Source organism: Archangium violaceum Cb vi76, assembly GCF_000733295.1.
GTDB lineage: Bacteria > Myxococcota > Myxococcia > Myxococcales > Myxococcaceae > Archangium > Archangium violaceum.
Window position 1 is genome coordinate 40,409 of record NZ_JPMI01000257.1, and the last position, 11,477, is coordinate 51,885.

The 11,477-nt window shown below is 70.2% G+C and carries 10 protein-coding genes; 2 read left to right on the top strand and 8 right to left on the bottom strand.

All coding sequences use genetic code 11. The features are described 5' to 3' along the window. Positions 1–2 precede the first annotated feature (2 nt). The 7 genes from Q664_RS35445 to Q664_RS35470 all read right to left on the bottom strand — a co-directional run bounded on the left by Q664_RS35445 (position 3) and on the right by Q664_RS35470 (position 9,775). A complete protein-coding gene (locus Q664_RS35445; protein ID WP_043406083.1) occupies positions 3–1,271 on the bottom strand; it encodes a metallophosphoesterase family protein in 1,269 nt (422 codons plus the stop codon). A gap of 54 nt (positions 1,272–1,325) precedes the next feature. After that, a complete protein-coding gene (locus Q664_RS35450) occupies positions 1,326–1,874 on the bottom strand; it encodes a Uma2 family endonuclease (protein WP_043406086.1) in 549 nt (182 codons plus the stop codon). Positions 1,875–2,055: 181 nt separating this feature from the next. Next, positions 2,056–3,228, bottom strand: a complete 1,173-nt coding sequence (locus Q664_RS35455) for a serine/threonine protein kinase (protein WP_043406089.1) — start codon at positions 3,226–3,228, stop codon at positions 2,056–2,058. Positions 3,229–3,313: 85 nt separating this feature from the next. Further along, complete coding sequence (locus Q664_RS35460) at positions 3,314–6,328, bottom strand: choice-of-anchor D domain-containing protein (RefSeq protein WP_043406092.1); 3,015 nt, start codon at positions 6,326–6,328, stop codon at positions 3,314–3,316. 191 nt (positions 6,329–6,519) lie between these two features. Beyond that, positions 6,520–7,377, bottom strand: coding sequence for an alpha/beta fold hydrolase (locus tag Q664_RS35465; RefSeq protein ID WP_043406095.1), 858 nt, complete (start codon positions 7,375–7,377; stop codon positions 6,520–6,522). An 85-nt stretch (positions 7,378–7,462) separates the two neighbouring features. Next, on the bottom strand, positions 7,463–7,630 hold the full coding sequence (locus tag Q664_RS60235; protein ID WP_200883811.1) for a hypothetical protein: 168 nt from the start codon (positions 7,628–7,630) through the stop codon (positions 7,463–7,465). Between the two features lie 222 nt (positions 7,631–7,852). Continuing rightward, positions 7,853–9,775 carry an AAA domain-containing protein gene (locus Q664_RS35470; RefSeq protein WP_043406098.1) on the bottom strand — a complete coding sequence of 641 codons (1,923 nt, stop codon included), beginning with the start codon at positions 9,773–9,775 and terminating at the stop codon, positions 7,853–7,855. Positions 9,776–9,930: 155 nt separating this feature from the next. On the opposite strand from Q664_RS35470, the gene Q664_RS35475 reads away from it, so the two are divergent. Together Q664_RS35475 and Q664_RS35480 are read left to right on the top strand one after the other, a co-directional pair. Continuing rightward, positions 9,931–10,329 carry a hypothetical protein gene (locus tag Q664_RS35475; RefSeq protein ID WP_043406102.1) on the top strand — a complete coding sequence of 133 codons (399 nt, stop codon included), beginning with the start codon at positions 9,931–9,933 and terminating at the stop codon, positions 10,327–10,329. Positions 10,330–10,332: 3 nt separating this feature from the next. After that, positions 10,333–10,866, top strand: coding sequence for a GNAT family N-acetyltransferase (locus tag Q664_RS35480; protein WP_052519062.1), 534 nt, complete (start codon positions 10,333–10,335; stop codon positions 10,864–10,866). A 50-nt stretch (positions 10,867–10,916) separates the two neighbouring features. Here Q664_RS35480 and Q664_RS59515 read toward each other — a convergent pair. Then, on the bottom strand, positions 10,917–11,477 hold a 561-nt coding region (locus tag Q664_RS59515; protein ID WP_235217002.1), incomplete at its 5' end, for a hypothetical protein.

Sequence of the window (11,477 nt, forward strand, 5' to 3'; positions counted from 1 at the left end):
CTCTACACGCCCTGAGCCGCTGCCCGCGCGGGGCCCAGCGCCCGGCCCTCGAGTGCGCTCGGGGCCACCGGGAGCTGCTCGACGCGGTACCGCGGCAGCGCGCGGAACAGCAGCCAGTCCCCGCTCTCGAGCGGCCCCTTCACCAGTTGCCCGGTGTCGAGCAACTGCCGGCCGATGGGGCTCGAGGGGTCACCAAGCGTGAGCTGGTAGCGGAGCCGCTCCAGCCGTCCGTCCTCCAGCTTCACATGGCCCTCCACGTGGATGCTGTCGTCGCGGAGGAAGACGCGCGAGGCTCCCTCGACGCGGCCGTAGGAGTTGTCCGCGAGCACGAGCTCGAAGGAGTCCTCGCGCAACACCGAGGGACAGTCGCCGCTCGGCGTGTGGCCTACCACCACCCGGTGGATGCCCGAGCGGGCGAGGGCCTCGATGAGGGCGGGGGAGGGCAGCCCGGGGTGGTTGCTCATATCGGCCATGCGTCCGTACACCACGCTGCCGAGGTTGATGCGCTCGCCGGGAATGGGGGCCTGGTAGGCGATGAGGGGCTCCCAGGCCGGAGTGCCGTCCGGCTCGAGGCGCTCCTCGCGGAAGGCCGAGAGCTGCTCGCGGTACCAGCGGTTGAGGGCCTCCACCCAGGCGTCCACGCCTTCCACGTGCTCGCCCGTGGGCACCGCCCCGAGGCTGCGCTCATGCACCCCACCGTGGACGAAGAGCGTGTTGCCGGCGCGGTGGGCGAGCTGGCAGACGGACAGGTAGTCGCGCATGGCTCCCCCGGGGCGGACGTCCTCGAGGAAGCTGTCCACCACGTCCTCCTCGCTCACGGGCGTGCCGGTGCGCTCCAGCTCTTCGCGGCGGAACTCGAAGGCGCCACTGGCGCCCATGGTGTTGTCGAAGATCCACCGCAGGAGCACCGGCCGGGGGGCGGCCCGCATGTCGGCGGGGGTTTTCGGGAGGGGGTGGCCGTTCAGCTCGCGCAGCAGGCGCAGCTTGTTGATGTCCCGGTTGCCCGCCAGCAGCACCACCTGGGAGGGCTGCCTCCGCCGGGCCTCCAGCAGCGTACGCACGACGCGGAGCCCATCCGGCCCACGGTCCACGGCGTCTCCCCCGTAGACGAAGGTGGCGCCGGGACGCACCACCAACCGCTTCCCGGCCTCGAGGTGCACGTGCGGGTTGTCCTGGCAGAAGCTGTCCAGCTTTTCCCAGATGCCCTCCACGTCCGTGAGGTAGGCGATGGGGTGGTCGGAGCTGCTCGTCCCGGGACGGGTGTTCGCCATGGGGAAAGGGTGCTCCTCCGGACAGGGTCTGTCACCCCTATTCCTGGTGTGCAACTACACCTCGTCCCAGAGGGCGGCGAGCTCCAGCTCCAGCGCTTCGAAGGGTTCGGCGCGCACCCGGGCCGTGCCGGTATGGGTGGCCAGCGGTGAGTAGTGTGCCCCGTCCAACCGGAGTACCTCCAGCGTGCGAGCTTCCGGCTCCAGGAACCACATGTGCCGGATGCCTTCGCGGGCATACACGGGGAGCTTGGCCTTCCGGTCCAGCCTGGCCGTGGAGGGAGAGAGCACTTCGCACACCCAGTCCGGCGCGAGCGTGATGGCCGCGGTTCGCGGTGCACGCGGCATCCGCTCTCTGCGCCAGCCGGCAATGTCCGGCACCAGCACGTCCTCCCCCATGTGCAGCTCTGGTTCATCCAGGAGGACCCATCCGCCGGGGCCCCCTCGATGAAATGCCACGTTCAACCTCGCCCCCAGTACGGAGGACGCCGTTGTGTGAGGCACTGCTGGCCGGGGACTGGCGTACAGCTCCCCATCGATGAGCTCCCCCACCACATGCTCCGGGAGCGCCTCCAGGTCCGCGTAGGTGGCTCGTTCACGTCCCATGACTTCCCTCGGTCCCTCGACGCCCGTCTCCGTTTCCATGGAGCCGGTCTAACACTCCGGTCTGACGTGTCACGTCACCCAGGTCCATCTTCCCTCTGAAGTTGCCTCCGGACCAACAGAATGTCCATGGGGCTCCACACGAGCCGCCTGTCCGCCTGCCCACGAGAGCACCCGGGAGGGCCTACGTCTCCTCGGTGTCCTCGCCAGGAGCGCGGACCGGAGCGGGACGCCGGGCGGCGGGAGCCTGTGCGGCCTGCGCCCGGCCCTTCGGAGGCGTGGCGCCAGCGGGACGGGCCTGCTTCACCGGGGCCGCCTGGGCCTGCGCGGGCGCCACCTTGGTCGAGGACGGCGAGCTGATCTCCCGCGCCAGCCGTGGATCGTACTGGATGACGGTGGGCTCGCTGGCGAAGCGCTCCTCCTCGAGCTCCGTGGAGAACAGCTCCTTCATGAAGGCGGTGAGGTGGGCCGGGGTGCCCGGGAGCCGCTCGGCGAGCAGGAAGTCCTCGAGCGCGAGCTGGAACTCCCCGGCGCTCTGGAAGCGCTCCTCGCGCTTGCGGGCCAGCGCCTTCATCACCACGGCGTCCAGCGACTTCGGAATGCCGGGCACGGCCTCGGAGGGCAGAATCACCTTGGCGCCGACCACGGCCTTGAGGGTGGCCAGGTCCGACTCGCGCTTGAAGAGCCGCTGGCTGGTGAGCAGCTCGTAGAAGACGATGCCCAGGCCGTACACGTCCGAGCGCGCGTCGAGCTCCTCGTCGCGGGCCTGCTCCGGGGACATGTACGCGTGCTTGCCCTTGATGGTGCCCACCACCGTGTGGCTCAGCTTCCCGGACACCTTGGCCACGCCGAAGTCGATCAGCTTCACGTTGCCGTTGAAGCCCACGAGCACGTTCTGCGGCGACACGTCCCGGTGGATCAGCCCCAGCTTGCGGCCCGAGGGCGAGCGCGCCTGGTGCGCGTGATCCAACCCCGCGGCGGCGTCCGCGATGATGCGGCACTTGAGCCCCAGGGGCAGCCCGCCCTTGCGGTGGTTGGCGCGGGCGTTCACCTGACTGACGGCCTCGCCCTGGACGTACTCCATGGCGATGTACAGCACGCCGTCCACGTCCCCCAGCTCGTAGATTTGAGCGATGTTCGGGTGGTTGAGGATGCCGGCGATGCGGGCCTCGTCCAGGAACATCTTGATGAAGTCCGTGTCCTCGGAGAGGTGGGGCAGCAGCCGCTTGACGACGAGCAGCTTCTGGAAGCCCACGGGCCCTTTCTGCCGGGCCAGGAAGACCTGGCCCATCCCGCCAGTCGCCAGTTTTCGGAGCAGCTCGTAACGGCCGAAGGTTTCCACGGAGGACCCAACCATAGCCCCCCCCGGGCCACGAGCGGAAGGGACCCCGCGCGCTTGACGGGGTCCCTGGAATCCCCTTGGGGAGCCCTCGGAGGAGCCCTCAGGGGGGGCTCACGGGGGTGACCACGCAGGCGCTGCGGTAGCGGACCTCGATGAGCTGGCCCAGGGTGGGCACCGCGGCGGGCTGGAAGACGACTGCGTTACGCGCCGGGTCATAGAACCACTGGTCCTCGGGCAGCCCCCGGCCCTGGACGCGCACGGACATCTCCGCGGTGCCGTTGGGCGTGGCGCTCAGGGAGAAGTCCGCCTGGGGCTCGCCGGCACGCTGGAGCAGCTTGTCCAGGAAGGGGCCGTAGTTGCCGATGCAGATGGAGTCCACCGCGCCGCCCGTGCGCTGCGCCACGCTGGAGAAGCGAGGCCCGGGCCCACCGGCGGTGCTGCAGCGCGAGTCGGTGGGCACCAGCGCGTAGAGCTGGGTGCGGTGCGCCATGCCCGTGCCCTTCACGGCCTGGAGGAACTGCACGTAGCTCTCCGGGTCGAAGCCCGAGTGGTCGTCCTCGTCGGACACCACCACCACCGCGAGCCGGGCCGTGGAGCGGATGAAGCCCAGGTTGCCGTCGTTGGGCAGCGGGGTGCGCGGATCATCCGCGCTGGTGGCCAGGGGAGAGGAGAGCGCCTGGCGCATCGTCTCCAGGCCCTGCACCAGGTTGTGGCACAGCCCCAGCTCGTCGATGTTGGCCTGCACCGTCGCGGCCGCCGTGGCCGCGGTGCTGGAGATGGCCCGGGCGCGCCGGCCATCCACCGGGGCGAGCCGTCCGGCCTCACCGCCGCCCGCCGGGCCGCCGCACACGCCAGCCCGGGCACCCAGGCCCGTGCTCGTGACGCCCAGGCGCAGATCCACGCCCTCCGTCCGCGCGCGCTCGATCCACCCGGGCAGGGCCGCCTTCAGCCGCGCCTGGAAGGTGTCCATGGTGGTGGTGTTGGACACCACGAAGAGGACGTCCAGCTGGCTGTCCGTGCCCTGGATGAAGCGGTCCAGCTGCAGTCCCTCGTGGTTCGTCTCCGCCAGCAGCGGGACGAGCAGCGGCGCCGTCTCGTTCTCGGCGGACACGTAGAAGGGCGTGTAGTGCTGGCCGTGCACGTTGCGATCGTAGGAGAACTCCACCTCCACGCCCTCGCCGGGCGCCAGCATGCGCGGCAGGGCCATCGGCGTCACCTGGTGGAACTGGGAGCTGGTGCCCGCGCCCAGCAAGGCGTCCGTCATGACGACGGGCGCGGCGCACTGGTTGGAGATGAGCGTGCGCCGGGGCATGGCCGGGCAGTCGTAGCGGATGGGCCCGAAGTCCACGAAGGTCGGCGCGGCCACCAGGCAGCTCGCCTGCGACACGCCGCGGAGGGGCAGCGTCACCGTGGGCGTCGCCGGGTTGTTCACCGTCAGCTTCAGCTCGCCCTGGAACTGGCCGGGGGCCTGGGGCCGGAAGGCGATCATCGCGCTGAAGGCCGAGTCGTACGGCACCACGCCGCCCGCGAGCTTGCCACCGGGCATGAAGAAGGCGCCACCCGCGTCATTGGACAGGTGGATGTCCTTCACCGCGCACTCCTCGCGGCCCGGGTTGCGGAAGTAGAAGCCCAGCACGGCGCCCCGGCCCGGCTCCACGTTGCCGAAGTCCAGCGCCGGCTGCGGGTGCAGCTCGAAGACGCAGGGGCCCGTGGTCCTCGCGCGGCCGGTGAGGATGATCTCCCGCTCGGGGTTGATCAAATCGTCCGAGAGGAGCACCAGCGTGGCCGTCCAGGGCCCATCGCCGCGGGGCTCGAAGTACACCGTCAGGTCCAGCGCGTCCGCCCCCGGAGCGATGGGGATGTTGTCCGCGCCCAGCGCCGGCCAGGCGGTGCCCGCCCTCCAGGGCTGGGGCGCCTTGCCGCGCAGGGGCACGTCCACCGAGAAATGCTCCGCGGCGCCGGTGCCCCGCACACCCTGGAAGTACAGGTTGCCGATGGTGCCGCCGTTGGTCAGGCGGATCGTCTTGCCCACCTTGCCGCCCACGGGCAGCTCGCCGAAGTCCAGCGCCAGCGGGGCCACCGCCAGCCGGGGCCGGCCGCCGCTCGCGTCCAGGGCCACCTGCGTCTGGCGCGGCTTGTCCGACTCGTAGCCCACCGTCAGCGTGGCCTGGGTGGGCCCGGAGGTGCGCGCCGCGAATTCCATGGGGAGCTTCACCACCTCGCCCGGCTTCACCTCCGTGGCGCGCACGGCCGCCAGCGGCGTGAAGGCCCGGTCATCCGTGGTCAGCTCCTGGAGGGTGACCGGCCGCCAGGTGATGTTGCGCGCGCGCGTGAAGGACTGCGTGCGCTCGTGCACGGGAATCAAATCGAAGGGGATGGGCGAGGGCTCGAAGACGAAGGCGCTCGCCACCGAGCGGCCCGACAGCTCCGCCGTGGACGGAGTGCAGGTGGCGCAGGGCTTCACCTCCACCAGCGCGCGCATGTCCCCGAGCTCCGTGGGCAGGTAGCGCGTCTCCACCTGGCGCGTGGCATGCGGCGGCACGGTGAGGGTGTCCGTGCGGAACGCGTCCGCCGCCGCGCCCTTCACCGTCACGGTGAGCGGCAGATCCACCGGGTTGGTGATGGTGAGGCGCAGCGTGCGCTCGCTGTCCACCTCCAGCGTCTCGAAGTCCAGCACGGGCGGTTGGATGTCGATGGGCAGGGGCACGCCCTGACCCGTCACCCGCACCGTGTGCTCCCGGCCCGAGTTGGCATCCGTGGTGACGTGGACCCGCTCCTCCGCGGGGCCCTCGGCGAGTGGACGGAAGCGCACGCGCACCACCTTCTCGTCACCCGGCATCACCCGGTCCTCGCCCTCGAAGAAGACCTCGTACGAGGGGTTGCCCTCGAGCTTCAGCGCCTCCAGCACACGGAAGGGCACGTAACCCACGTTACGTAGACGCACGCTCTCCTCGCGCCGGTGCCCGACCTGCACCTCGCCGAAGTCGAGTACACTCGGCTCCACCGCCGCCGTGGCCACCACCGAGCGGGTGTTCCCCGGCTCGTGGCACGCGGCCAGTAGCACCGCCAGCAGCGACAGCCCGATGATCCGTCCACCGCTCAGCCCCGTTCTCATCACCTGATCTCGCCTCGCGCCCATCCGGCAGGGCCTCGATGCAAATGGGCGACCAACCCTCTGTCGACTGGGGAGTCCAGTGAAACCAGGGGGTTGGCCGAAGGCGTGGATGTGGGATGGGAACGGAGGGAATCCGCTTACCCTGAAGGGTGGAAGGGATTTTCCCGGGTTGCCAGAGGGCCCGGGGCGGACTAGCGGGCCGGTTGGATGAGCTCCACCAGGGCGCGCGCCACGGCCTCGGGCTGCTCCAGGTGGACGTGGTGCCCGCCGGGGATGACGAGCGGGGGCGGTATCCGCAGGGCCGCCATCCTCGCCTGGAGGCGCTCCTCGTCGAAGCGGAAGCCCTCACTGCCGAGGATCAACCGCACGGGGCAGGTGACGGCGGAGGAGAGGGCGAGCCACTGCGCGTCGTCGTAGCCGAAGGCGAAGCGGCGGCGGTGGGCGGGATCGAAGGTGAAGACGAGGCCCCCCTCCACGGGCAGGGTGCCATGGCGGGCCAGGTGGAGCGCGACGCTCTCGGGCAGGGAGGGGGTGTTCTCCCGCAGACGGGCGGCGGCGGCCTCCACGGTGGGGTAGCGCTTGCGGTTGGGCGGGCGCTCCAGGTCGTCGAGGAAGCCGCGCAGCCGCACGAGCGCGTTCTCGGGAGGGCCGCCGGTGGGGCCGAGGCTCTCGATGAGGCCGAGGCTGAGGACGCGCTCGGGGCGCGCGGCGGCGTAGGCGGTGGCGACGATGCCGCCGAGCGAGTGGCCGACGAAGTGCGCCGACTTCAACCCGGTGGCGCGCAGCACGGCCTCCACGTCCACCAGGTGCTCGGCGAACTGGTAGTGGGCGTGGCCCGGCAGGTGCGCGCTGCGGCCCATGCCGCGGAAGTCGAGCAGCACCAGCCGCCACGAGTCCGGCAGGTGCTCGGCGACGAGGTCGAAGCTATGGGAATGATCCAGCCAGCCGTGGAGGAACACCACGGCGGGAGCGCCCCCGGGATTGCGCTGGCGCACGTGGAGGGCGAGGCCCTGGGCATCGACTGTGAACGACTCGAAAGAAGAGGACAACGGCGGCTCCTTGCGGGCCGGTGAAGACTACTCCGGCCGGTGCCGCATGACGCATCCGGCCGCCGTTGGGTACGGCGCGTGGGACTCAGGCCTGGAGTTGGACGGGCTCCACGGGCGCCGAGAGCATCAGGGCGAGCTGCTTCGCCTGTCCCTCGGAGGTGCACCGGTACTCCTGCACCTTCCCGTTGGCCTTCTCCAGGCGGAGGACCCACACATCAGCTTCCTTGGACACAATGGAACGAACCTGCGACATGGCTGCCTCCTTTGAGGGCTGCCTTCCCCCGCTCCTCTCTCAAGCATGCGGCGTGCCGACGACCGGGTTTGGACGGTCCACAAGGAATCCAGGGATTTAGCGCCTGCCTGCCTCTGCCGGAGTGACAAATTTTGCGGAGGGGAGCGACAAAACGTGCGTGTAGGTCTGCACCTTTTGCACAGTGCTCCAGCGTGACCGCAAAGGTTCACATTTTCTCGAATCTCAGAGTGGGTCCGAGGGGTCGGGCCACTCCCAGGCGGAGTGGTAGCCACCGTCCGCCTGGGTGGACTCGATGAGGCGGGCGTAGAAGGGGTGGCCGCTGAGGGTGGCCGAGTCTCCCACCACGAAGAGGTGCCTGCGGGCGCGGGTGAGGGCGACGTTGATGCGGCGCAGGTCGGTGAGGAAGCCGAGCTGGCCCTCGGAGTTGGAGCGGGTGAGGGAGACGAGGATGGCGTCCTTCTCGCGGCCCTGGAAGGCGTCGACGGTGTCCACCTCGATGTCCGCGGAGAGGGGCTCCACGCGCTCGCGCAGGGCATGGGCCTGGGCGCGGTAGGGGGTGATGACGGCGAGCTCGCGAGGCTCCAGGCCGGCGGCGAGCAGCTCCTTCACGCGGGCGATGACGAGGTCCGCCTCGCCGCGGTTGAAGAGGCTGCCGGTGTCCTTCTCCTGCTCCTCCTCGAAGCCCTTGCCGGCGGTGTCGAGGAAGAGGACGGGCGGAGCGTCCACGCTGGCCGTGGAGGGCAGCACGTCGGCGAGGGTGCGGTCCGCCACGCTGGGGTGGGCTCGTAGCTCGTCGCCGTACATCTCCTGGGAGGGGAAGGACATGATGGCGGTGTTCATCCGGTACTGCTCGCGGAGCATGCGCTTGACGCCCTCGCCGTGGTCGGCGAGCAGACGCTCGAAGAGGCTGACGGCGAGCCCCTGTTTCGCGGCCTCCTGGGAGAGGACGGTGGGAGGGAGCTGCTGCGGGTCTCCAGCGAGGATGACCTTGGGAGCGCGGAGGAAGCCGAGCAGGGTGAGGGGCTCGGTGGCCTGGGTGGCCTCGTCGAGCAGGGCGAGGTCGAACTCCTCGTGGGAGAGGACGCCGGACTCGAGGCTGGCGAGGGTGACGCAGACGACCTGGGCGCGCTCGAGGACGGCGCGCAGGGCCTTGCGCTCGAGGGCGCGGGCCTCGTCGAGCAGGCTCTTGGCCTCGGAGGTGGAGGCGCGGGCGTTGGCGAAGCGCTCGCGGCTGCGGCCCTGGTTGCGCTGGCGGCGGGCGTAGCCGAGCAGGGAGAAGGCCTCGTCGAAGAGCTCGCGGGAGAGGACGCGGTCGGGGTGCTCCTCCACCACGAGGTCCAGGGTGTGCTCCTGGAGTCTGGGCGTGACGCGGGCGGGGTGGCCGATGCGGATGGCGCGCAGGCCCTTGTCGAGACACAGGTCGGTGAGGTGGTCCACGGCGGCGTTGCTGGCGGCGGTGCACAGCAGACGCTGGCCGCGGGAGACGGCCTGGGCGGCGACCTCGGCGAGCACGGTGCTCTTGCCAGTGCCGGGAGGGCCGTGGACGAGGAAGAAGTCCTCGGCGGCGAGGGCGCGGGAGACGGCGTCGTGCTGCTCGGGGTTGAGGGGGCGGGAGGGGGTGAATTCGCGCAGCGAGTCGAAGCGGGGGTGCTCGTTGCCGAGGAGGACCTCGCGCTTGCGGCGGGCGGTGCCCTTGTCGAGGGCCTTGACGCGCTGGAGGCCGGCGCGGACGCGCTCGTAGGTGACGTCGTTGGGGACGCGGTCGAGGCGGAGGAGCCCTTCGTGGACGAAGGGAGGGGGCTCGCGGTCGAAGGCGAGTTGGACGCGGGTGGCGGTGGCGCGGGAGACGAGGGCGCGAGCGGGCTCCTTGACTTCGGAGCGGCGGGGGAAGACGGCGACCTGGTCCCCGTTGTCGAGGCGGGCGGGGAAGCGGGCCCTGTCCTTGCGGGCGAGGGTGACGAGGACGCGGCCGCCGAGGCCGACTTCTTCCTCGACGCTCTCCAGGTCGAGGAAGGAGAGGCCCTGCTCTGCGCGCTGTTGGAGGGACATGCCCTCGGCGAGGGCTTCCATGCGGGCGCGCTCGGCCTCGCGCTCGAGGGAGAGGAGGCGGCCCAGGGAGTCGAAGAAGGAGATGTCGCGAGACATGGGGGAGGTTTATGCCACGCGCGGGGCTCCTGCATGGGGAGTCCATGAAACCGGGCGGTCAGGAGGGCAGGCCCGTGCTCCACCGGACGGAAGTGGCGCTTGTCCACGGCTCCAGGGAGTGAGTAGATTTCTACTCACTTGAACGAAGGTGTGCCATGTCCCGCTTCCAGGCCCAGACCAACGCCGTCCTCGATCAGGAACTCGAAGAACTCCGGCAGCGGCTCGGACTGGCTCCGAGCCAGAAGGCGGACCTCCTGCGCGAAGTGGCCTCGCTCGCCGCATGGGTCGTCCGGCAGGCGGAAGCGGGGCGCAGCGTGGAGGCCCGGCGAGGCACCGAGGTCGAGACCCTCTCCCATCCCGTCATCGAGCGGTTGCGCTCACGTCACGAGACGTCGGCGGTTTCATACGTCGCTCTCTCCAACGCCGAAGTGGAGCGGTTGGCGCGCATCCTCGACCGCGGCTTCGAGCCGACGCCCGCGCTACGCGCCGCGCTCCAGCACCTCGCCAGCCGCAAGCGCCGTCCACCGAAGCTTCGTTGGAAGAAGACGGCGTGACCGATGGGCCTCCGCGTCGAGCCGCTCGGGCGCCAGCACCGCACGCTGCTCAAGGGCTTCCAGAATCAGCACGTCTCCCTCGCCGAGTACCTGCAGCGCTATGCGCTTCGGCACCTCGAGAAGGATCTGTTGGCGAGAACCTATGTGGCCATCGATGAGGGCCAGGAAGGGCTTCGTCTCGCCGGCTACTTCAGTCTCTCGACGGTGAGCGTGGAGCGGAGTGCAGCGGGGAATGTGCCCGGGCTCGAGCGGCTCCCTCGCTTCCCCATTCCCGGAGTGCTGCTCGCACGGCTCGCAGTGGATCAGCGGGTCCAGGGCCAGGGACTCGGGCGGTTTCTTTTCGAGGAAGCACTGGGCCTGACCCTTCAACTCGCACAATCAGGCCCCGTCGCGTTCCGCCTCTTCGTCACGGATGCCATCGACGCTCAGGCGGCTCGCTTCTACGAGCGGTTCGGCTTCAAACGCCTGGCCGATGAGTACCCCTGCCGCATGGTGCTCGACCTGCTGCCATTGCTTGCCACAACAGGCACGACGTAGCTCGCTCCCCTGCCCGCTAGAGCCGAGGGTGACACGTCGAGATGAGACACCTACTCGATGATGACGCGGGGCCGGAACTTGTTGTCGGGGCCCTGGATGTAGGTGAACACGATGGGGAAGTTGAGGATGGCGGCATCGGGGCTCCGGTCCACCCTGGCGGGATCCACCAGGGCGCCCTTCTGCGGCATGACCGCCCACGTCTCCACCCCGAAGCGGTTCCTGTCGTCGTTCAGGGCCGCGCCGCAGAAGGGCACGGGCGGGCCCTCGGGCGTGGGATGGAGCTTGTCGAAGTAGATGTAGACCCGATCCGGGAACACCTTCGCCTCACCCGTCACCTTGAAGTAGTCCTCGTCGTTCACGATGAGTTCGCCCTGCACCGGCCCGCTCTTGATGTTGACCGTGGCCCGGTGGTGGTCTGGCCCCGCTTCCGTCACGTTCACCAACTGGACTTGCATGATGGACCGGAGGCCCAGCCGGCTGGCCGTTTGACGGGACTCGGGCGGGCACTGCGCCAGGAGGGGCTCCATCTCGGGGCGGACGGGCGCGCTCGCGCATCCCAGGAGGTTCGCGGCGGCGGCACAGGCACCCAGCCACGTACACAGGCTTCTGGG

Bases quoted from the DNA above. Each gene is read 5' to 3' on its own strand.
- Q664_RS35445 (WP_043406083.1), bottom strand. From the start codon at position 1,271: ATGGCGAACACCCGTCCCGGGACGAGCAGCTCCGACCACCCCATCGCC.
- Q664_RS35450 (WP_043406086.1), bottom strand. From the start codon at position 1,874: ATGGGACGTGAACGAGCCACCTACGCGGACCTGGAGGCGCTCCCGGAG.
- Q664_RS35455 (WP_043406089.1), bottom strand. From the start codon at position 3,228: ATGGTTGGGTCCTCCGTGGAAACCTTCGGCCGTTACGAGCTGCTCCGA.
- Q664_RS35460 (WP_043406092.1), bottom strand. From the start codon at position 6,328: ATGAGAACGGGGCTGAGCGGTGGACGGATCATCGGGCTGTCGCTGCTG.
- Q664_RS60235 (WP_200883811.1), bottom strand. From the start codon at position 7,630: ATGTCGCAGGTTCGTTCCATTGTGTCCAAGGAAGCTGATGTGTGGGTC.
- Q664_RS35470 (WP_043406098.1), bottom strand. From the start codon at position 9,775: ATGTCTCGCGACATCTCCTTCTTCGACTCCCTGGGCCGCCTCCTCTCC.
- Q664_RS35475 (WP_043406102.1), top strand. From the start codon at position 9,931: ATGTCCCGCTTCCAGGCCCAGACCAACGCCGTCCTCGATCAGGAACTC.
- Q664_RS35480 (WP_052519062.1), top strand. From the start codon at position 10,333: ATGGGCCTCCGCGTCGAGCCGCTCGGGCGCCAGCACCGCACGCTGCTC.